The sequence below is a fragment of the Burkholderia sp. SCN-KJ genome (assembly GCF_024656005.1).
GTDB lineage: Bacteria > Pseudomonadota > Gammaproteobacteria > Burkholderiales > Burkholderiaceae > Burkholderia.
On the sequence record NZ_JANKOG010000005.1, the window covers coordinates 73,918 to 95,232 of the forward strand.

The 21,315-nt window shown below is 70.2% G+C and carries 20 protein-coding genes; 13 read left to right on the forward strand and 7 right to left on the reverse strand.

The features are described from left to right. Positions 1 to 3 precede the first annotated feature (3 nt). The 4 genes from NQV17_RS10290 to NQV17_RS10305 are packed head-to-tail and all read left to right on the forward strand — an operon-like array spanning position 4 to position 4,760. On the forward strand, positions 4 to 1,749 hold the full coding sequence (locus NQV17_RS10290) for a carbamoyltransferase C-terminal domain-containing protein (RefSeq protein WP_257771977.1): 1,746 nt from the start codon (positions 4 to 6) through the stop codon (positions 1,747 to 1,749). Continuing rightward, a complete protein-coding gene (locus tag NQV17_RS10295) occupies positions 1,746 to 2,747 on the forward strand; it encodes a glycosyltransferase family 2 protein (protein ID WP_257771979.1) in 1,002 nt (333 codons plus the stop codon). Before NQV17_RS10290 ends, NQV17_RS10295 begins: the two co-directional genes overlap by 4 nt. Continuing rightward, positions 2,744 to 3,820, forward strand: coding sequence for a glycosyltransferase family 9 protein (locus tag NQV17_RS10300; RefSeq protein ID WP_257771981.1), 1,077 nt, complete (start codon positions 2,744 to 2,746; stop codon positions 3,818 to 3,820). The genes NQV17_RS10295 and NQV17_RS10300 overlap by 4 nt, the downstream gene beginning before the upstream one ends. Then, positions 3,810 to 4,760, forward strand: a complete 951-nt coding sequence (locus NQV17_RS10305; RefSeq protein ID WP_257771983.1) for a glycosyltransferase — start codon at positions 3,810 to 3,812, stop codon at positions 4,758 to 4,760. Before NQV17_RS10300 ends, NQV17_RS10305 begins: the two co-directional genes overlap by 11 nt. Positions 4,761 to 4,786: 26 nt before the next feature. Here the strand turns inward: NQV17_RS10305 and NQV17_RS10310 are convergent, their stop codons facing one another. Beyond that, positions 4,787 to 5,869, reverse strand: a complete 1,083-nt coding sequence (locus tag NQV17_RS10310; protein ID WP_257771985.1) for a sigma-54-dependent Fis family transcriptional regulator — start codon at positions 5,867 to 5,869, stop codon at positions 4,787 to 4,789. Between the two features lie 348 nt (positions 5,870 to 6,217). Here NQV17_RS10310 and NQV17_RS10315 point away from each other — a divergent pair, with 348 nt between their 5' ends. Beyond that, the gene (locus tag NQV17_RS10315) at positions 6,218 to 7,585 is read left to right on the forward strand and encodes a sigma-54 dependent transcriptional regulator (protein WP_044843358.1); all 1,368 of its coding nucleotides are present in this window, start codon (positions 6,218 to 6,220) and stop codon (positions 7,583 to 7,585) included. A 17-nt stretch (positions 7,586 to 7,602) separates the two neighbouring features. On the opposite strand, the gene NQV17_RS10320 is transcribed toward NQV17_RS10315, so the two are convergent. Further along, a complete protein-coding gene (locus tag NQV17_RS10320; protein WP_257771989.1) occupies positions 7,603 to 8,526 on the reverse strand; it encodes a glycosyltransferase family 2 protein in 924 nt (307 codons plus the stop codon). Beyond that, positions 8,505 to 9,212 (reverse strand): PIG-L deacetylase family protein, encoded by a 708-nt coding sequence (locus NQV17_RS10325; RefSeq protein ID WP_257771992.1) that lies wholly within the window; start codon positions 9,210 to 9,212, stop codon positions 8,505 to 8,507. Before NQV17_RS10325 ends, NQV17_RS10320 begins: the two co-directional genes overlap by 22 nt. Positions 9,213 to 9,315: 103 nt before the next feature. Between NQV17_RS10325 and NQV17_RS10330 the strand changes: the two genes are divergently transcribed. After that, positions 9,316 to 11,622 (forward strand): ATP-binding protein, encoded by a 2,307-nt coding sequence (locus NQV17_RS10330; RefSeq protein ID WP_257771993.1) that lies wholly within the window; start codon positions 9,316 to 9,318, stop codon positions 11,620 to 11,622. Between the two features lie 73 nt (positions 11,623 to 11,695). On the opposite strand, the gene NQV17_RS10335 is transcribed toward NQV17_RS10330, so the two are convergent. Next, positions 11,696 to 12,742, reverse strand: coding sequence for a UDP-glucuronic acid decarboxylase family protein (locus NQV17_RS10335; RefSeq protein WP_257772377.1), 1,047 nt, complete (start codon positions 12,740 to 12,742; stop codon positions 11,696 to 11,698). Next, positions 12,742 to 14,058 carry a glycosyltransferase family 1 protein gene (locus NQV17_RS10340; protein WP_257771996.1) on the reverse strand — a complete coding sequence of 439 codons (1,317 nt, stop codon included), beginning with the start codon at positions 14,056 to 14,058 and terminating at the stop codon, positions 12,742 to 12,744. Before NQV17_RS10340 ends, NQV17_RS10335 begins: the two co-directional genes overlap by 1 nt. 241 nt (positions 14,059 to 14,299) lie before the next feature. On the opposite strand from NQV17_RS10340, the gene NQV17_RS10345 reads away from it, so the two are divergent. From NQV17_RS10345 to NQV17_RS10375, 7 genes are all read left to right on the forward strand, one after another. Next, positions 14,300 to 14,722: a BON domain-containing protein gene (locus NQV17_RS10345; protein WP_044843364.1), complete on the forward strand. Its 423-nt coding sequence runs from the start codon at positions 14,300 to 14,302 to the stop codon at positions 14,720 to 14,722. A gap of 25 nt (positions 14,723 to 14,747) precedes the next feature. After that, a complete protein-coding gene (locus NQV17_RS10350; protein ID WP_257771999.1) occupies positions 14,748 to 15,776 on the forward strand; it encodes an SDR family oxidoreductase in 1,029 nt (342 codons plus the stop codon). A gap of 38 nt (positions 15,777 to 15,814) precedes the next feature. Next, entirely contained in the window at positions 15,815 to 16,114 is a 300-nt protein-coding gene (locus NQV17_RS10355; RefSeq protein WP_044843366.1) for a DUF2795 domain-containing protein, read from the forward strand. Positions 16,115 to 16,181: 67 nt separating this feature from the next. After that, entirely contained in the window at positions 16,182 to 16,748 is a 567-nt protein-coding gene (locus NQV17_RS10360) for a hypothetical protein (RefSeq protein ID WP_257772001.1), read from the forward strand. Positions 16,749 to 16,875: 127 nt separating this feature from the next. Continuing rightward, positions 16,876 to 17,733 (forward strand): SDR family oxidoreductase, encoded by an 858-nt coding sequence (locus NQV17_RS10365; protein ID WP_257772003.1) that lies wholly within the window; start codon positions 16,876 to 16,878, stop codon positions 17,731 to 17,733. 28 nt (positions 17,734 to 17,761) lie between these two features. Next, positions 17,762 to 18,376, forward strand: coding sequence for a DUF4142 domain-containing protein (locus tag NQV17_RS10370; RefSeq protein WP_257772005.1), 615 nt, complete (start codon positions 17,762 to 17,764; stop codon positions 18,374 to 18,376). 59 nt (positions 18,377 to 18,435) lie between these two features. Continuing rightward, positions 18,436 to 19,047: a DUF892 family protein gene (locus NQV17_RS10375; protein ID WP_257772007.1), complete on the forward strand. Its 612-nt coding sequence runs from the start codon at positions 18,436 to 18,438 to the stop codon at positions 19,045 to 19,047. A 131-nt stretch (positions 19,048 to 19,178) separates the two neighbouring features. Here the strand turns inward: NQV17_RS10375 and NQV17_RS10380 are convergent, their stop codons facing one another. After that, positions 19,179 to 20,501, reverse strand: a complete 1,323-nt coding sequence (locus tag NQV17_RS10380; RefSeq protein ID WP_257772009.1) for an NRAMP family divalent metal transporter — start codon at positions 20,499 to 20,501, stop codon at positions 19,179 to 19,181. Beyond that, positions 20,498 to 21,157: a UdgX family uracil-DNA binding protein gene (locus NQV17_RS10385; RefSeq protein WP_257772011.1), complete on the reverse strand. Its 660-nt coding sequence runs from the start codon at positions 21,155 to 21,157 to the stop codon at positions 20,498 to 20,500. The genes NQV17_RS10380 and NQV17_RS10385 overlap by 4 nt, the downstream gene beginning before the upstream one ends. Positions 21,158 to 21,315: the final 158 nt, after the last annotated feature.

Sequence of the window (21,315 nt, forward strand, 5' to 3'; positions counted from 1 at the left end):
CGCATGCCTGCTCCGACCTATACGCTCGGCATCAATGCCGCCTTTCACGACAGCGCCGCGTGCCTCGTGCGCGACGGCGCGGTGATCGCGGCGGCCGAGGACGAACGCTTCACACACGTGAAGCACGCGAAGCGGCCCGTGCCGTTCTCGACTTGGGAGCTGCCGTTTCACGCGATCGACTATTGTCTGGCGGAAGCGGGCATCGCGCTCGCGGACGTCGACCATGTCGCGTATTCGTACGATCCGTGGCTCGAACTGGACCGTCACGGCGACGCGCCCGAGCTGACGCTGCCGCTCGCACCGTCCGCGCATGCGCGGCGTGCCGACGGCGCATCGCCGTGGCATCCGTTGTTCCTGTCGTCGATCGTGAACGCACCGCGCCAGCTCGCGGGCGGCGCGCCGCACCACCTGCAGCGGCGCTTTCGCGGCGTCGCGCACGACGGGCCGTTTCGCTGGCATTTCATCGAGCACCACCTCGCGCACGAGGCGAGCGCGTTTCTCGCGGCGCCGTACGAGCACTGCGCGGTGATGACGATGGACGGGCGCGGCGAACGCGCGACGACGAGCTACGGCGTGTTCGACGGCCAGTCGTACCGGCGGCTCGGCCAGGTCAACCTGCCGCATTCGCTCGGCCTGCTGTACGAGCGCGTGACGCGCTACCTCGGCTTCCTGCATTCGTCGGACGAGTACAAGGTGATGGCGCTCGCGTCGTACGGCAAGCCGGTGTTCGCGGACGCGATGCGCAAGCTGGTGAGCTACAACGGCGACGGGCGCTACGAGGTTGCCGACGGCGACCTCGTCGCGCTGTTCGGCGCGCCACGCGAGCGCGGCGGACCGATCGAGCCGCATCACTGCGACATCGCGCATGCGCTGCAGCTGGTGCTCGAGGAAACGGCGCTGCAGGCGGTCGACTGGCTCGCGGCCGAGAGCGGCGAGCAGCAGCTCGCGATGGCGGGCGGCGTCGCGCTGAACTGCGTGATGAACGCGAAGATCCGCGATCGCGGCCCGTTCGACGACGTGTGGGTGCAACCGGCGGCAGGCGACGCGGGCACCGCGCTCGGCGCCGCGCTGTGGACCGATTTCCGGATGCGCGGGATGCGCGGCGACTGGCGGATGGATCACGCGTATCTCGGGCCGTCGTACGGCGACGATGCGATCGAGGCGTTCCTGAAGGAAGCGCGGCTGCCGTACCGGCGGCTCGCGGACGTCGCCAGCCAGACGGCCGCGCTGCTCGCGGCAAACCGCGTGATCGGCTGGTTCCAGGGCCGCATGGAGTTCGGGCCGCGCGCGCTCGGTGCGCGCTCGATCCTCGCGTCGCCGATCGATCCGGACATGCAGCGCAAGCTGAACCGGATCAAGGATCGCGAGGACTTCCGGCCGGTTGCGCCGGTCGTGCTCGAAAGCCACGCACACCACTGGTTCAACGGCGGGCGGCGCACGCCGCTGCGCGCGCCGTTCATGCTGTTCGTGTACGACATCGCGCCCGGCGCCGAGGCGACGATTCCGGCGGTGCGCCACATCGACGGCACCGCGCGCGTGCAGACCGTCGACACACACCAGCATCCGCTGCTGCATGCGCTGCTGTCCGAGTTCGACGCGCTGACCGGCGTGCCGGTGCTCGTCAACACGTCGTTCAACACGCGCGGCGAACCGATCGTCTGCACGCCGCGCGACGCGCTCGAGTGCTTCTGGACTTCGCCGCTCGACGCGCTCGTGATCGGTTCGTTCCTGCTGGAGAAGCCGAGATGAACATGCGCGCCACGCAACTGCCGCCGGTCGTGTCGGTCGTCGTGCCGACGTACCGGCGGCCCCGCCTGCTCGAACGCTGCCTCGACGCGCTGTGCGCGCAGGTGTTCGATCCGACCACCTACGAGATCGTCGTCGTCGACGACGACCCGGCCGGCAGCGCATGGGAAACCGTCGACGCGTGCCGTGCGCGCATGACCGACGTGCCGGTGATCCGCTACATGACCGCGCCCGATACGCAGGGGCCGGCGGGCGCGCGCAACATCGGCTGGCGCAGCGCGCGCGGCGCGCTGATCGCGTTCACCGACGACGACACGATTCCCGATCCGACCTGGCTGCGCCACGGCGCGGCCGCGCTGCTGGCCGAACCGTCGGCGGCGGCCGCGGCGGGGCGCATCGACGTGCCGCTGCGAGCGCGCCCGACCGACCACGAGCGCGACGCGGCCGGCCTCGCGCATGCGGAATTCGCGACCGCGAACTGCTTCGTGCGGCGCGCGGCGCTGGAGCGCGTCGGCGGCTTCGACGAGCGCTTCACGCGCGCATGGCGCGAGGACGCCGACCTGATGTTCGCGCTGCGCGAGCACGCGGGGCCGATCGTCGGCGTCGATGCCGCGCGGATCGTGCATCCGGTGCGTCCCGCGCGCTGGGGCGCGAGCATCGGCCAGCAGTCGAAGGTGTATTTCGACGCGCTGCTGTACAAGAAGCATCGCGCGACCTACCGGCGTCATATCCGCGCGATGCCGCCGTGGAATTACTACGCGGCCGTGTTGTTCGCGCTCGGTGCGCTCGGCTGTTTCGCGGCCGGATGGCGCGTGCCGGGCATCGCATGCGCGGCGGCCTGGGCCGTGATCACGGCCGCATTCTGCGCGAAGCGGCTGCGCGGCACGCGGCTCACGCCGTCGCATGTCGCCGAGATGATCGTCACGTCGATCGCGATCCCGCCCGTGTCGCTGTACTGGCGCGTGCGCGGTGCGCTCCACTTCCGGGTGTTCTTCCTATGATGCTCGAATCCGTTTCGTCGTCCAGTCCGATGCGCATCGCGGTGTTCCGCGCGCTGCAGCTCGGCGACATGCTGTGCGCGGTGCCGGCGCTGCGCGCGCTGCGGCGCGGCGAGCCGGATGCGCGCATCACGCTGATCGGCTTGCCGTGGGCGCGCGAGTTCGCATCGCGCTTCTCGGACTACATCGACAACTTCATCGCGTTTCCCGGCGCGCCGGGCCTCGGCGAGCAGCCGGCCGCCGAGCCGGCCGCGCGCGAGGCGTTCATCGCGGAATGCCGCGCGCGCGACTTCGATCTCGCGATCCAGCTGCACGGCAGCGGCGTGCAGACCAACGCGATCGTCGCGTCGCTCGGTGCGACGCGCACCGCCGGTTTCGTGCCGCCCGACGGCGGCACGACCGCGCTCGACTGTGAACTCGTCTGGCGCGACGGCGAGCCCGAGGTCACGCGCTACCTGGCGCTGACCCGCAAGCTCGGCTATCCGGACTGGGGCGACTACCTGGAATTTCCGCTGGGCGGCCTCGACTATGCGCTGTGGCACGTGCTGTGCGACGAGCATGCGCTCGATCCGGGCCGCTACGTGATCGTTCATCCGGGCGCGCGGATGGCGTCGCGGCGCTGGCCGGTCGAGCGATTCGCGAGCGCGGCACGGCAGCTCGCGGACGACGGCTGGCAGATCGTGTTGACCGGCACGCGCGCGGAACTCGCACTGGCCGGCGCGTTCGTCGAACATCTCGCGCGGCCGTGCGTGAACCTGTGCGGGCGCACGCCGCTCGGCGCGCTGGCCGCGCTGATCGGCCGCGCGCGGCTCGTGCTGTGCAACGACACGGGCGTATCGCATGTCGCGGCGGCGTTCGGCACGCCGAGCATCGTCGTCGCGTGCGGCAGCGACACGGCCCGCTGGGCGCCGCTCGACGCCGAACGCCATCGCGTGCTCGCGCACTATCCGGCCTGCCGGCCGTGCGCGTTCGACACCTGCCCGTACGGGCACGAGTGCGCGACGGCGATCGGCGTCGACGACGTGATGGAGCGGGCGGGCAAGCTGCTCGCGGAGGAGAGACGTCATGTCACGTAAGCGCTTGCGCGTGCTCACCTGGCACGTGCATGGCAACTATCTGTATTACCTGTCGCAGGCGCCGCACGATTTCTACATCGTGACGAAGCCGCAGCATCCGCCCGGTTACGCGGGTCGGGTCGGGCACCTGCCGTGGGGCGACAACGTGTACGAGGTGCCCGTCGAGTGCGTGCGCGACACCGAGTTCGACTGCGTGCTGTACCAGCATCACAATCACTACGCGCACGACCGGTTGCGGCTCCTGAGCGACGCGCAGCGTGCGCTGCCGGCGCTGTTCGTCGAACACGATCCGCCGCGCGAGCACCCGACCGACACGCTGCACCCGGTGCAGGACCCGAACGTGTTGCTGGTGCACGTGACGCCGTTCAACGCGCTGATGTGGGACAGCGGCGTCACGCCGACGCGCGTGATCGAGCACGGCGTGCTGCTGCCCGACGGTGTAGAGTATCGCGGCACGCTGCCCAAGGGCGTGACGGTCGTGAACCACCTCGCGCGACGCGGGCGGCGTCTCGGCGCGGACTTGTTCGAGGTCGCGCGTCAAAGCGTGCCGCTCGACCTGGTCGGGATGGGTTCGGCCGAACTCGGCGGCATCGGCGAAGTGCAGAACCCGGCGCTGCCGCAGTTCCTGTCGCACTACCGCTTCTTCTTCAATCCGATCCGCTACACGAGCCTCGGGCTCGCGGTGATCGAGGCGATGATGATCGGGCTGCCGATCGTTGCGCTCGCAACGACGGAGATGGCGCAGCTCGTGAGGAGCGGCTGCAACGGGGTCGCCGATACGCGGCCTGCCGTGTTGATCGACGCGATGCGCATGCTGCTCCGCGATCCGGATCTCGCGCGCGAGTGGGGTGCGGCGGCGAAGCGCGACGCGTGCGAGCGGTTCGGGATCGACCGGTTCGTGCGCGAGTGGGACAGCGCGTTGTGCGACGTCGCGGCGTAGACCGTGCGGCCGCCGAGGCGGCCCGCTTACGGGTTGGTTGCGCTCGGCGGCATGCCCGCACTCGTGCTGCCGGCGGCACTGGCGGCACCGGCGGTGGCCGTGGCGTCGCTTGCGCTGCCCGCAGCGGGCGTCGGCGCAGCCGCGCCGCTTGCCGCGTTGCGCTCGTGTTCGGGCAATAGCGCGAGCCGGTTGTACAGCGTCTTCAGGCTGATGCCGAGCGCTTTCGCGGTGCGCGGCTTGTCGCCGTTGAAATGGCGCAGCGACGCGACGATGAAGCGCTGCTGCGTATGCGCGAGCGTCGTGCCGATATGGAGCGTCATCGCGTTGTGACGCACCTCCTCGCGCGGCGGCTGGCGGCGTGGCAGCTGCAGTTCGATCTGCTCGTCGGCGAGAATGAACGCGCGCTCCAGCGCGTTGCGCAGCTCGCGCACGTTGCCGGGCCACGTATAGGCACGCAGCGCCTTCATCGCCTGCAGCGACAGACGCTTGCGCGTGCGATGCCGTGCATTCAGCCGTTCGACGATCTGCAGCGCGATGTCGCCGACGTCGTCCTCGCGCTGCCGCAGCGCGGGCACGTGCAGCGCGATCGTCGCGATCCGGTAGAACAGATCCTCGCGCAGCCGGCCGCTGCGCACGGCCTCGACCGGATCGTGATGGGTGGCCGCGACGATCCGCACGTCGAGCGGAATCGCTTCGTGACCGCCGACGCGCACGATCGTGTTCGACTCCAGCGTGCGCAGCAGTTTCACCTGCAATTCAGCCGGCATTTCCGCGATTTCGTCGAGAAACAGCGTGCCGCCGCGCGCGGCTTCGAACATGCCCACATGTTGCGCGATCGCGCCGGTGAAGCTGCCTTTTTCATGTCCGAACAAATGGGATTCCGCGATGTCCTTCGGAATCGCCCCGCAGTTGACGGGCACGAACGGCCCGCGCCGGCGTGGGCTCATGTCGTGGATGAGCCGCGCGACGATATCCTTGCCGGCGCCGCTCTCGCCGACCACCAGGACGCTGACGCGCGTCGCGGCGACACGCGCTACCTTCAGCAGCAAGTCCTGAATCGTTGGCGAGCGGCCGAACAGCCGCGCGCCGTCATCGTCGGATTTCGACATGAGTGTATCGAGTTGGAAGTATTGACCGAAACCGTCGAGGAGCAGGCGAAAAAATGACCGCCACGCATCATTTTTTCATGTGGAAAGCATACCTTTTATGCCCGTTTCGCCGGATTGAATCTGGCAATGCGCTCGCCGCGGACAGATAGATTTATTCGATGATCGGCGAAGGCACGACGCACTTCTTCTATACTTCTAAGCACGCGTTTGTCACTGCAGGACAGCTAATTTGCTCATTCGTGTGCGGTGCGGATGTGCCGCCGGGTTCCGGCGTCGTACCCCGCATCGCACGCCCGCCGCGGTTTCGGCCGACGCCTTGCGCCCGGGCCGCACCCACCAGGAGCTTCGATGCCTTATGTCCTGATCGTCGAAGACGACGCCGATACGCGCACGATGCTCGCGACCCTCGCGCAAGCGCAGCAGCTTGCATGCGACACGGCCGCGACGCTCGAAGAAGCGCGCACGCTCGTCTCGACGCACACCCCCGATCTCGTGTTGTGCGATCTCGTGCTGCCGGACGGCAACGGCATGGATCTGTTCGACGCGTTGCCGAAGCGCGCGCATTGCGAAATGGTGCTGACCACCGGTCACGCGAGCCTCGAAACCGCGATCGACGCATTGCGGCGCGGCGCGACCGACTATCTGGTGAAGCCGATCAACATGCAGCGGCTGAACAGCATCTTCGCGCGCGTGCCGCGCACCACCGCACTGCATGAGGAAATCGCCGAACTGCGCTCCGAACTGAAGCGTCTCGGCCGCTTCGGCCGGATGCTCGGCAGCTCGCCCGCGATGCAGGCCGTCTACGATGCGATCGGCCGCGTCGCGCGCACCGAGGCGTCGGTGCTGCTCACCGGCGAGTCGGGTACCGGCAAGGAGCTCGCCGCGCAGACGGTGCACGACCTGAGCTTGCGCCGCCGCGGCCCGTTCCTCGCGGTCAACTGCGGCGCGATCGCCGCGAATCTCGTCGAGAGCGAGATGTTCGGCCACGACCGCGGCAGCTTCACCGGCGCCGAGCGGCAGCACAAGGGCTTCTTCGAACGCGCGGACGGCGGCACGCTGTTCCTCGACGAAATCACCGAGATGCCGGTCGAATCGCAGGTCAAGCTGCTGCGCGTGCTGGAAACCGGGCGGCTCACGCGGCTCGGCTCGACGCGCGAGATCGACGTCGACGTGCGCATCGTCGCGGCGACCAACCGCGATCCGGAAGCCGCGATGGCCGACGGCAAGCTGCGGCCCGACCTCTATCACCGGATCAACGTGTTCCCGATTCCGCTGCCGTCGCTGAGCGAGCGCGGCGACGACATCCCGATGCTCGCCGACGCGTTCCTGCAGCACTACAACGAGGAAAGCGGCCGCAATCTGCGCTTTGCGCCCGCCGCGCGCGAAGCGCTGAAGTCCTACGCATGGCCCGGCAACGTGCGCGAGCTGCGCAACTTCGTGCAGCGCGCGAGCATCTTCGCCGACGCGGACGTGATCGACACGCTGCCGCCGCCGATCATGGACGAACTGTCGAACATGGTCGACGCGCACGAGGATCGCGTGACGGTGCCGTTCGGCACGCCGCTCGAGGAAGTCGACCGCAAGCTGATTCTCGGCACGATCGCGAAATGCGGCGGCGTGAAGGCGCAGGCGGCCGAAGTGCTGGACGTGAGCCTGAAGACGATCTACAACCGGCTCGCGCAACTGGAAGACGAAGCGGAAAAACCGGACTCCTGATCTCGTGGCAGGCGCGCTCATGCGCGCCCGTCCGCGCGGCGACGCGCGTCGTCGTCGAGCCGGCGGCGCATGCGTTCGACGTGCGGCGGCAGCGCGCACCGTTCGCGCAGGATCCACGGCAGGCCCGCGAAGGCGGGCACGATGCCGCGTTCGCGCCACAGGCGCGGCAGCATGCGGACGGTATGCGCGAGCGCGGCGCGGGCCGGCCATCTGAGCCACGCGGTCCACACCGCGTTGCGGGCGGACACGCTCGCACGCGTCTGCACGTCGCGTTGCTTCGAAGGGTAGTGATGAACCGTCAGACGCGGTGCATAGACGAGCCACGCGCCCGCGCGATACAGATCGAGCGCGAGCAGCGCTTCCTCGCCGCCGAGGAAGTAGCGCGGATGATAGCCGCCCGCGGCCACGAACGCGTCGCGCCGGAATGCGCTCGCACCGGCCAGCAGCCCGAGGATCGGGCGCCCCGGCAGCGCGACGGGCGCATCGAGCGGGCTGTCGGCCATCAACCGGCAGGTCGGGTCTTCGCGCCGGTCGGGGCCGACCAGCACGCGCGCGGTGACGGCCGCGACATGCGGGTACGCATCGAGCAGGTTCGCGGCTTCGGCGAGCGAGCCGGGCGCCCACCACGTGTCGTCGTCGCAGAACGCGACGTGGCGCGTGCGGGCGACGGCCGCGCCGAGGTTGCGGCCGGCGGCCCCGAGATTGGCCGGCGCATGCACCAGCGTCGCATGAGGAAAGCGGCTGTGCATGAGCGCCGCGGTCGCGTCGTCCGAGCCGTTGTCGACGACGACGATCGCCGGCCGGTCGGGCAGCGCGGAGAGCCGCGCCAGCGTGCGCGCGAGCTCCATCGAGCGCCGGCAGGTCAGCACCACCGCGGTCACGCGTGGTTCGCGCGGCGGCAGCACGACACGCGCGGGCGTCACGCGGACGTGCCGTCGCATTCGAGCCGCCAGTATGTTTCGGGTTCACGGAGATCGGCACGCATATGAGGCTCCAACAGCGCAATCTGGCTCGCATACGCGGCGACGGCGGCGGCCTTCGCAGCCGCCGTGTCCATGCTGTTGCCGGCCGGCGCGCCGACCGGGTGGCCGATCCAGCCGTGCTCGCGCCAGCCGGTCACGCGCCGGGCCATCAACCCGTCGATCCGCCGGTACGGCACATCCTCGTAGAAGCGCCACACGCGCGCTGCGTCGCCGGCCCGGTCGTGATCGCGCAGCAGCGCCAGCACGGCCTGCTGAACCTGCAGGTGATCGCGATGGAACAGGCCGGCCGGCGCCAGCACGCCGAAGCCCGGATGCGCGTCGATCACGTCGGCCACGCGCGCGGCGATTGCAGCCGACGCGGCCGGCGTGCCGTACTGGTCGTCGAGGAAGTCGAGCCAGACGGGCCGCGCATCGAGCAGCGCGAGCGCATGACGGTCCTCGTCGCGGCGCGTGCGCATCGCGTCGTCGGCCGTGCGGAATCCCGCGCGACGGTCCCACGGCGGCGCGGCCGTACCGTGTTCCGGAATGCCCGCGAACACCGTGACGACGACCGAGCCCGGTGCCTGCGCGAGCAGCTGCCCGCAACTGAATACGGCGTCGTCGAGATGCGGCGAGACGACGAGCCAGCGTGTCGGAGCGGTCATGGTGTGAAGGTCTCCCAGGTCAGCACAGGCGGCCGAGCAGGTGACGTGCCCGTCCGGCTGCGCGTGGCCGGCTGCCGCCGGTGGGTCGGCAGGAGCGTGTCCGATGTTTGAATTTGCACGGCCGCAGGTCGGAAATTACGCAACCGCCGTGATGTTCGTCGCGATCGCCACCGTGCTGCAGGCGCTGGCGATCCGCTTCGGCGGCGTGAACCTGTCGCTGATCCTGTACTACCCGATGCTGGCCGGCGCGGCATGGGTGACGTCGTTCCTGTTCGGGATCGTGTCGACCGTGGTCAGCGGGCTGCTGATCTGGACGCTGTTCCTGTCCGATCCGGCCGCGTACACCGGGCCGTTGTCGGCCCGGCTCGTGCAGCTCTTCGTCTTCCTGCTGGTCGGCATGCTGGTCTGCGCGGGCGCGGCGATGCTGCACCACGCGCGGCTCACGAACGACGTCGCGCGCCGGCGTGACACGGCCGCGCGGCGGCAACTCGAAGGCGTGCTGCAGTCGCTGCCGCACGGCGTGATCGCGACCGACGGGAAAGGCCGGGTGACTTACCTGAATGCGGTGGCGGCCGAGCTGGCAGGCTGCGGCGTGGACGAGGCGACGGGCCGGCCTGTGCGCGACGTGCTGCGCCTGTTCGATCACGACGGCCGGCGCGTGCAGGCGACGCCGCTCGAGCGGGCGCTCGGCGGCGCGCATGCGTTGTCCGACCGGCACTTGCTGCACGGCGCCGCCGGCAGCACGCCGGTGCCGATCGCCGAGGCGGCGGCGCCGATCGCCGATGCGGACGGCAACATCGACGGCGCGGTGCTGCTGTTCTGCGATGCCGGCGTGGCGCGCGCGCGCGCCGACAAGTCGCGGCTGCAGCTCGCGGTCGTCGAGGCATCGCCGGACGCGATCGTCGGCGTCGACGGCGAGGGCCGCATCGTCAGCTGGAACCCGGCCGCGCAGCGGATCTTCGGGTACGACGAGTCCGAGGCATACGGGCGCCCGTTCGAATCGCTCGTCGCGATGCGCTGGCTGCAGCGCAATCCGTTGGCCGACACGTTCGACGCGATGCGCGAACCGGTCGGCCCGCTCGAACTGCTGTGCGTGCGCCGCGACGGCCGGCGCTTTCGCGCAACGGTGTCCGCATGCCCGGTGCGCGGCGACCTGCGCGGCAGCGTCGCGCTGTCGCTGACGCTGCGCGAGACCGGCGCGCAGCGCCGCCGCGACCTGCGCGCGCACCGCTCGCTGCAGGGCGCGCGCGACGCGCGCGACCAGGCCGATACGTCGAACCGCCTGAAGGACGAATTGCTCGCGACCGTGTCGCACGAACTGCGCACGCCGCTGAACGTGATCTACGGGTGGGTCGAGGTGCTGCGCAATTCGCGCGAAGACGGATTGCAGCAGCAGGCGATCGACGCGATCGATCGCAGCGCGCGTTCGCTCACGCGCATGGTCGGCGACATCCTCGACGCATCGTCGCTCGCGACCGGCAAGCTGCGGATCGATTCGATGCCGGTGGACGTGGTGCGCCTGTTCGCCGATGCGACGGGCACGTTCCAGACGGCCGCGTCGTCGGCCGGCATCGCGCTCGAATTCGACTGCGCCACGTTCGCATGCGTGGTGTCGGGCGACGCGGAGCGCTTGCGGCAGATGCTGTCGAACCTCGTGTCGAACGCGCTGAAATTCACGCCGGCCGGCGGCGCGGTGACGGTCACGCTGTCGCGCGACGCCGGGCACGCGATGCTGACCGTCGCCGATACCGGGCAGGGCATCGCGCCGGATTTTATCCCGTACGTGTTCGACATGTTCCGCCGCGCGGAAGAGTCGCCTGCCTCGTCGCGGCGCGGGCTCGGGCTCGGCCTGTCGATCGTGCGGCATATCGCCGAGCTGCACGGCGGCACGGTCAGCGTCGCAAGCCCGGGCCGCAATCGCGGCGCCACGTTCACCGTGACGTTGCCGGCCGGCTGGCAGCCGGCGGGGGCGATGGCGTGGAGCGTCACGCCGGACGACGTCGCGCGCGGTACGCCGATGCTCGAGTCGCAGCGCATCCTGATCGTCGACGACGACCCGACCACGCGTGCGAGCCTGACCGCCGCGCTGGCGACGCTCGGTGCGGTCGTCGCGGTCGCGTCGTCGGGCCGTGACGCGCTCGCCATCGTCGCGGACGTGAAGCCGACCGTCGTGCTGTCCGATCTCGCGATGCCCGACGGCGACGGCTTCTGGCTGCTCGATGCGTTGCGCCGCGGCGGCGCGAACGGCGGCAGCCCGCCCAACCTGCGCGTGCTCGCGGTCACCGCGCACGCGGGCCTCGGCGACGAACGCCGCGCGCTCGAAGCGGGCTTCGACGGCTATCTGTGCAAGCCGGTCGACGTGCGCGAGCTGGCCCGCCGGATCGCGCGCGTGACGAAGCGCGACGGCTGATGCGCGGTGGCCGGTGCGCGCCGGCCGTCGCCCCCGACACGCGACGACGCGGCGTCGTGTCACGTCGTGCCGTTCACGTTGCCGCCCCCGACCGGTTTCGTGTGCTGATCTGCGCGAGCATGTGCGACGCGATCCGCGTGCTGCGCACGAGATCGCCCGGCGTGTGATTCGCGACCTGCCGATGGATGAAATACCGCGCGGTATGCGCGAGCCCGCTCGCGAGCGGCGTCGTCGCGCGCCAGCCGAGGCGCCGGTGCGCGGCGTCGAGATCGGGCCGGCGCTGACGCGGATCGTCGGACGGCAACGGACGGAACTCGATCGCGACCGTCGCGCCGACGATCCTCACGACCTCGCGCGCCACGTCGATCATCGCGATCTCGTCGTCGCTGCCGAGGTTCACCGGCTCGCAGGCGTCGCCGGGCTCGTCCATCAGCCGGATCAGCGCATCGACCATGTCGTCGACATAGCAGAACGAGCGCGTCTGCCTGCCGTCGCCGTAGACGGTCAACGCTTCGCCGGCCAGCGCCTGCGTGATGAAGTTCGACACGACGCGCCCGTCGGCCGGATGCATGCGCGGCCCGTACGTGTTGAAGATCCGCGCGATCCGCACGTCGACGCCGTACTGGCGGTGATAGTCCATGAACAGCGTTTCCGCGCAGCGCTTGCCTTCGTCGTAGCACGCGCGGATGCCGATCGGGTTCACGCGGCCGCAGTAGCGCTCGTCCTGCGGATGCACGTCGGGGTCGCCGTACACTTCGCTCGTCGATGCCTGCAGGATGCGCGCCTTCACGCGCTTCGCGAGGCCGAGCAGGTTGATCGCGCCATGCACGCTGGTCTTGGTCGTCTGCACCGGGTCGCGCTGATAGTGCACGGGGGACGCCGGGCATGCGAGGTTGTAGATTTCATCGACCTCGACGTACAGCGGAAACGTCACGTCGTGCCGCATCAGCTCGAAGTTCGGCGCATCGCGCAGGTGCGCGATGTTGTCCTTCGCCCCCGTGTAGAAATTGTCGACGCACAGCACGTCGTGCCCGGCCGTCACGAGGCGTTCGCACAGATGCGAACCGAGAAACCCGGCGCCGCCGGTGACGAGTACCCGTTTGCGATCGTAGCCCTTCATCATGCATTCTCCTTGCGGTGGGCGAGTACGCCCGGCGTGGTCGCGACGGGCGTGCGGCGGCTGCCGGCCGCCGTGCCGGCACGTTGCGGATGCGCGACGTCGCGGTAGATGTCGACGAGGCGGTCGGTCACGCCGCGCCATGTGTAGAAGCGGTGGGCGCGCAGATAACCGGCCCGGCCGAGCGCATCGCACAGCGCCGGTTGCGCGCGCAGCTGCACGAGCCGCCCGGCGAGCGCGGCCGGGTCGCGCGGCGGCACCAGGTAGCCGGTGACGCCGTCGTCGACCGTCGTGCGGATGCCGCCGACGTCGCTGCCGATCACCGGCGCGGCACATGCCATCGCCTCGACCGGCGTGATGCCGAACGGCTCGTACCACGGCGTCGTCACGAAGACGTCCGCCGCGCTGTAGTACAGGTGCAGCGCGTCGCGCTCGCGCCGGCCCACGAACGTCACGCGTTCCGCGATGCCGGTGGCGTGCGCGAGCGCGGCGAGGCGTGCGAGTTCCGGATCGCGCGCCGGGTCGGGCGTCGCGTGGCTGCCGCCGACGATGTAGAGCCGCGTCGGCCGGTTCGGGTCACGTGGCATCCGTGCGAGCGCGTCGATCACGGTGTCGATTCCCTTGCGCGGCACGAGCCGCCCGAGCTGCAGCACGATGAATGCATCGTGTGGCCAGCCGAGCCGCGCACGCGCATCGACGCGCGGCACCGGCCGGAATTCACCCGCATCGAACCCGCAGGGCACGATCTCGATGCGCGCGGCATCGGCGCGATAGTGCGTGGTCAGGTCGAGCGCGTCCTGCGGGCACTCGGCGATCAGCCGGTCCGAGCGGCGCGCGAGCGTGTCCTCGATCGCGAAGCGTTCGTCGGGGAAGCCGTCGGCCGCGCCCTGATGCAGCCGGCGCACGCGGCCGAGCGCATGGAACGTCGTGACGAGCGGAATCCCGAGACGCCGCTTCACGCGCAGCGCGGCGTCGCCCGACATGAAGAAGTTCGCGTGCATCACGTCGACCGGGTCGGGCTCGCGCCGCATGCGCGCGGTCATGTAGTCCGCGAACGCGCCCATGTACGGCAACAGCCGTTCCTTCGGCACGGCGGCGGGCGGCCCAGCCGGAACGTGGATCACGCGCATGCGCGGGCCGATCTGCACGACTTCCGGCAGGTGCGGATCGTCGCAGCGCGTGTAGACGTCGACGTCGAGGTCGCGCTCGGCCAGCTGCTTCGCGACGTTCGCGACGTAGATGTTCTGGCCGCCCGCGTCCACGCCGCCGATCACCCCCAGCGGTGACGCATGTTCACTGATCAACGCAATTCTTTGCATGGTATTGCTCCCGAGGTCGGGGCCGCGCCGGCGAGCCCCGTTGCGTCCCTCTTCGGCAATCGCCATGCCCGTCACTTTGCGGGGGGCACGCCCTGCCCACGTGCCGCAAAAATTACAACGGGTTGGATGAAAGGGCGTCCGATCGGCGGGCCGCGCGCGCATGCGGCCGGTTGCGCGCGGCACGCGATTTGCGACACCCGGACGTCCGCCGGCCACGCCGGCCTCACGATAGGAGGTCACGATGAAGGTATTCCCGCTGCAAGCCCGCGCACCGCGATTCCGCCGTCATCCCGCCAGCCGTCTCGGCATGGCGGTCGCGATCGCCGCGGCCACCGCCTGTATCGCCGTCGCGCCGAACGTGTTCGCCGCCGGAGACGACGGCTCGGCATCGTCATCCATGTCGTCATCGTCGTCGTCGTCGATGACGCATTCGAGCACCGGCACGAAGATCCGCGACGCGACCATCACGACCAAGGCGAAGGCCGAGCTGGTCGGCACGAGCGGCCTGTCGGCCGGCGACATTCACGTGAAGACGCGTCACGGCGTCGTGATGCTGACCGGCAGCGTGCCGGACGAGCAGCAGCGCACGCAGGCCGTCGGTGTCGTCAGGCAGATCGACGGCGTGCAGGACGTGCGCGACCAGCTGACCATCCGTCCGAAGTAACCGGCCCCGCAGAAGGAGTCCAGTGATGAACTGCATGCTCAAACCGGTCGGCGAGCAGACGATCGTGATCACGGGCGCCACCAGCGGCATCGGCCTCGTCACCGTGCGCAAGGCGGCACGGCGCGGGGCGAAGCTGGTGCTGTTCGCGCGCAACGCGGACGCGCTGAACACGCTGTGCGAGGAAATCCGCCAGCACGGCGGCCTCGCGGTGCCGGTCGCCGGCGACGTCGGCATTCTCGAGGATCTGCAGCGCGCGGCCGCGACGGCGGCCGATACCTATGGTGGCTTCGACACCTGGGTCAACAACGCGGGCGTGTCGATCTTCGGCACGGCGGCGGCGGTGCCGCTCGAGGATCAGCGCCGGCTGTTCGACACCAACTACTGGGGTGTCGTGCACGGCTCGCTCGTCGCGTCGGACCATTTCCGGCGCAAGAGCGATTTCCACGGCGGCGCGATCATCAACATGGGCAGCGAGGCGTCCGACGCGCCGGTGCCGCTGCAGAGCGCGTATGCGGCATCGAAGCACGCGGTGAAGGGTTTCACCGATTCGCTGCGCCTCGAGCTCGAGTCCGATCGCCTGCCGGTGTCCGTCACGCTGATCAAGCCGGCCGCGATCGACACGATGTTCGTGATGCACGCGAAGAACTACATGAACGTCGAGGCGCGGCTGCCGCCGCCGATCTACGACCCGGAGCTCGTCGCCGACGCGATCCTGTTCGCGGCGGCGCACCCGCGCCGCGCGCTGTTCGTCGGCGGTGCCGCGAAGCTCACGTCGGCCGGCGCGTATCACGCGCCGCGCCTGTTCGATCGCATCGCGGCCACGCTGTTCTCGCGCGGCCAGCGCACGGTGCGCCCCGCGCGGCCGCGCGACGACAACGCGCTGTACGAGTCCCGCCATGCGCTGCACGAGCGCGAAGGGATGGACGGGCCCGTGCTGCGCGCTTGCGCATACAACGCGGTGGTGCAGCGGCCGAAGGTCGCGGGCGCGGTCGCGCTGGGGGCGGCGGCGCTGATGGTTGCCGCGTTCGCGCGGTCGCGGCGCAGCCCGACGTAATGGCGTGCCTTTCCGTTTTTCAATCGAAGGAGGTTTCCATGTCATCCCGACAACATACGGGCCACGAATACAGCCACGCGCGCGCGCATGAAGGCGAGCGCGAGCAGCAGGATCACGACAAGGGCGGCCACCAGAGCGGGCACGGCAAGGCGCCGAGCCCGGTCGACGTGCAGAAGGCGCTGAAGGGGATGGACTATCCGGCGAGCAAGGCGGAGGTGGTCGAGTGCGCGGAGCGCTCGCACGCCGACCCGCGCGTACTCGACATGCTCAGGCAGATCCCCGATCGCGAATACGGCACGCCGGCATCGGTATCCAAGGAGCTCGGGCGGCTGATGTGAGCGCACCCGCGTCGCGTCGCGCCCGCGCTCGCGTGCGCGGCACCTTACGGCCACGAGGAGCACGACCATGGCGATGATCGTCGCAGGCCGCTTCACGACGTTCGATGAAGCGGAAGGTGGGGCGCGCCACCTTTACGAGCGCGCGTTCGGCCCGGACGACGTGTCGATCTTCTTCCTGAACCCGGGCGGCCAGCACGCGCGCTTCCCGATCGGCGGCGACGTGTATGCCGATACGGCCGCGAAGCCCGGCGGGCGCGGCGCGCTGGTCGGCGCGCTGCGCGGGCTGCTGATCGGCGCGATCGTCGGGCTGATCGTCTATGCGTTCGGCGTGCGCTACTGGTTCGTGCCGGCCGCCGGTGCGCTCGCCGGTGCCTATCTCGGTGCGTTCGGCGGCGCGCTCGGCCGGATGCGCGGCGAGCAGGCCGAAGGCAAGGGCGCGCTCGCGAAGAGCGAAACCGGCGTGATCCTGGCCGCGCGCGTGACGTCGACGACCGCGGCCACCGCGGAAGACGTGCTGCGTGCGACCGGCGCGCAAGCGATCGAACGTGTCGAAGGCGACTGGCAGGACGGCGAATGGCGCGACTTCGATCCGGTGCGCCGGCCGGACGGCACGACGCAGGGCACGCCGCGCTGAGCATGCCGTTTCTGAACGCGCTTGCAACGCGGCGTGCGGCGCGCGGGCATCGCGCGTGCACCGGGCCGGGCCGCCGCGCGGCATGCCGCTTGCGACGTCTCGCCGACACCCGTTCAAGGAGGAACCCATGACGACGGCAAAGACCCTGCCACCCCAGGAACAGGCCCGGCAGCCGGGCACCGAGCGGGACATGCATCCGAAGCCGCGCGACGAGGCGGCCGACTACGTCGGCAGCGGCAGGCTCGCCGGCAAGGTCGCGCTCGTGACGGGCGGCGACAGCGGGATCGGCCGCGCGGTCGCGATCGGTTTCGCGAAGGAGGGCGCGGACGTCGCGATCGTCTACCTGAACGAATCGGACGATGCCGCGCACACGAAGCGCCTGATCGAGCAGGCGGGCCGGCGCTGCGAGGCCATCGCTTGCGACGTCGGCGACCGCCGGCAGGCGCGCGACGCCGTCGCGCGCACGGTCGAGCGGCTGGGGCGCCTCGACGTGCTGGTCAACAACGCGGGCGAGCAGCATCCGCAGCCGGGCATCGAGTACGTGACCGAGGAACAGCTCGAGCGCACGTTTCGCACGAACGTGTACGGCATGTTCTTCTGCACGCAGGCCGCGCTGCCGCACATGAAAGCGGGCGGGCGCATCGTCAACACCGCGTCGGTGACCGCGTATCACGGCAGCCCGAAGCTGCCCGACTACTCGGCGACCAAGGGCGCGATCGTCGCGTTCACGCGTTCGCTGTCGATCGAGCTGGCCGAGCGCGACATTCGCGTGAACGCCGTCGCGCCGGGGCCGATCTGGACGCCGCTGATCCCGTCGACCTTCACCGCCGAACAGGTCGCGACGTTCGGCTCGAACGTGCCGCTCAAGCGGCCGGGGCAGCCGGACGAACTGATCGGCTGCTATGTGCTGCTCGCGTCGGACGGCGCGAGCTACATGACGGGACAGACCTTGCATCCGAACGGCGGCTCGATCGTCGGCGGGTGACGACTCCCGCAACACCAGGAGAAAGCGCATGAAACAACCCAACTGGACGATCGCGGCGCTCGCCGCGGGCGTACTCGCCGTAGCGGGGCTCGCGCAGGCACAGGCGCCGAGCGAGCCGCCCGCGTCGAATTCGCATGTGCCGGGCGGCGTGATCAACCCGTCGTCGGGCGCCGCCGGCGCGGGCGATCCGGGCATCGCGAAGGCGCCGCAGCGCGGCGATGCGGAATTCGTCGACAAGGCCGCGCTGGCCGGCAAGGCCGAAGTGCAGGCGAGCCAGCTCGCGTTGAAGCAGGCGCAGTCGCCGGACGTGCGCGCGTTCGCGCAACGCATGGTGGCCGACCACGGCAAGGCGAACGCGAAGCTCGACGAGGTCGCCGCGCGCGCGGGCATGAAGCCGCAGGTCGAGCAGATCCACGACCCTGACGTCGAAGCGCTGCGCGGCAAGAGCGGACACGACTTCGACACGGCGTATGTGGCAGCGGCCGGCCCGGACGCGCACAAGAAGGCGGTCGCGCTGTTCGAAGACGAGGCGCGCGGCGGCCAGGACGCGCAGCTGCGGGCGTTCGCGACCGCCGCGCTGCCGACGCTCAGGCATCACCTGAGCATGGCGGAAGCACTCCAGCGCAAGGTGGGCGCGCAGTAACGCGTGCCCGGTTCAACCCCAGGGCCGCGCGGGCGGCCCGTTTTTTCGGAGAAGCAGTCATGGGCCAACGGCAATCGAAGCACGAAGGCATCCTGGCGTTGCTGTGCCAGGCATACGAAACCGAGCTCGGCGGCGCGAAGATCTACGAGGCCGCGCTCAAGTGTGCGACCGACGAGGACCTGCACAAGGAATGGGAGAAGTACCACCGCGAAACGATGCATCACCAGGAAGTGCTGCGCAAGGTATTCGACACGCTCGGCCTCGATCCCGATACGCAGTCGCCGGGGCGCGCCGCCGTGGCGGCGACCGGCAAGTCGCTCGTCCAGGTGATCGAGCAGGCGAAGAAGCAGGCCGACCCTGCGGTCGCGCAGATCGTCGCGGCCGAGTGCGTGGTGCTCGCCGAGACGAAGGACCACCTGAACTGGGAGCTGATCGGCTATGCGGCCGAGCAGTTGCGCGATCGCGACGCGGCGAAGGCGCTGAAGGCCGCGCACGATGAGGTGGAGGCGGACGAGGACCATCACCTGTATCACACCCGCGGCTGGGCGCGCGAGATGTGGATCGACTCGATGGGCTTCAAGGCGGTGCTGCCGCCGCCGGAGGAAGTGAAGAAGGTCGAGTCGGCGGCCGATGCGGCGCGGGCCGAAAAATCGCGCGGCAAGATGATGTGACGCTGCCGGTCCGGCAACCGGGCGATGCCGCTCGCGCGGCGTGCCCGGTTGTCACCCGATCGTCGGGGTCGTTCGCTGTCCACGCCGTCCGTGTCGCCTGAACGGTTGCAGGCGCAACCATGTCGTGCAGATCAGCTCAGCATGTCAGCGGCCATCACGACCACCGATGCCGCCATCAGCGCGACCGCCAGCCACCCGAACACCTTCGACGCGATGCCGCTGCCCGGCTGGCCGGCCGCATCGCGCCGCTGCGACAGCAGCATCACGAGCACCAGCATCGGCACTGCCGCGACGCCGTTGAGCACCGCGCTCCAGTACAACGCCTTGATCGGATCGACCGGGCTGAAGCAGATCGCGATGCCGACGATCACGCAGCCGGCCAGTACCGCATAGAACGCGGGTGCGCGCCGCACCGGTTCGTTCAGCCCTTCGCGGAACCGCCACGCCTCCGCGCAACCGTATGCGGCGCTGCCCGCGAACGCGGGGATCGCGAGCAGCCCGCAGCCGACGATGCCGAACGCGAACACGACGAATGCCGCCTCGCCGGCGATCGGGCGCAGCGCCTCGGCAGCCTGCGCGGTGGAGCCGATGTCGTGCTTGCCGTGCGAGAAGAACACCGCCGCGCCGATCACCATGATGCAGAACGATACCGCGTTGGTGACGATCATCCCGGTCCAGGTGTCGAACGTGATGCGCCGCCCGGTTTCATGGCGCGCGCCGGGCGTGCACGCGGTGTCGCCGTTGCGGCGCTCGGCCTGGGTTTCCTCGACTTCGAGCGCGGCCTGCCATACGAACAGGTAGGGGCTCAGTGTCGTGCCGAGCACCGCGACCGCCGTGGTCGCATAGTCGTGCGTGAACGCGATGTGCGGCAGGACGATCGCGTGCAGCAGGCCGCGCCAGTCGATGTGCACGAAGCCGAGTTCGAGCACGTAGGCGAGCAGGCCGAGCGTCATCCATTTGAGCCAGCGCGCGTAGCGTTCGTAGGACAGCAGCACCTGCAGCGCGAGCGACGCGATGCCGTAGACGGGCGCATACCAGTAGCTGCGGCCGCCGGCGACGAGCGCGGTCGCATCACCCATCGCGGCGAGGTCGGCGCCGACGTTCACGACGTTGACGATCACCACCATGACGATCAGGGCCTTGGCGAGGCGGCCGGAGAACTGCTCGCGGATGCCGGCCACGAGGCCTTCGCGGTTGGCGCGCCCGATGAATGCCGCCGCGAGCTGCACGGCCACCATCATCGGCAGCGTGATCACGATCATCCACAGCATGTGGAAGCCGAACTGGCTGCCGGCCTGCGCATAGACGGCGACGTTGCTCGGATCGGCGTCGGACGCGCCCGCGAGCAGGCCGGGGCCGAGCCGACGGTACCAGGGCTTCGCGGCGGTTGTGGGGGTTGCGGTGGTTGCGGCAGCCGGGGTATCGCGCGACGCGCCGCCGCGCAGGTCGCTCATTCGCCGTCTCCGGATGCCGCGTGCGCGCCGCCGTTGCCGCGCGCGAGGCGCGACGCGGTGCGCAGCGCGTCGACGAGCGTCCGGTACGCGTGCTCGCGCGAATCGGCGCCGCGCGTGCGCAGCACGTAGGACGGGTGATAGGTCGCGACGACGAGACAACCGTCCGGCGAGCGCACCGGCTTGCGCGTACGCTCCAGCGTCGCGTCGTTGTCCTGCAGCACCGCGCGCAGCGCCGTCGCGCCGAGCGCGACGATCACGCGCGGGCTCACCGCGTCGAGCTCGCGTTCGAGCCAGTAGCGGCAGGCGGCGACCTCGCGCTGCGCGGGCGTCTTGTGCAGCCGCCGCTTGCCGCGCGATTCCCATTTGAAGTGCTTGACCGCGTTGGTCAGGTAGACGCTCGTGCGCGCAATGCCGGCCTCGTCGAGCGCGCGGTCGAGCATGCGGCCCGCCGCGCCGACGAACGGGATGCCCGCGCGGTCCTCCTGGTCGCCCGGCTGTTCGCCGACCAGCATGATGCGCGCGTCGGCGGGCCCGGCGCCGGGCACCGGCTGTGTCGCATGTTCCCACAGCCCGCAGCGGCGGCAGGCGTCGAGCGTGGCCGGTGTGTCGTCGGCGGCCGGGACCGCCGCCGGTTTCGTGCTCGCGTGGCGCTTCATGCCAGTCCTCCGGTGCAGGCCGACGCCGCGCGCGCGAAGCGGCATGCTCGGGCGCGCGCGACAAGCCGATCGAAGGCGTTCCCGGGACGGAACTTCGGCAGTGTGTGCATCGGCGGCTCCCGTATCGACGATATCGACGACATGCAGCAACCGGCATG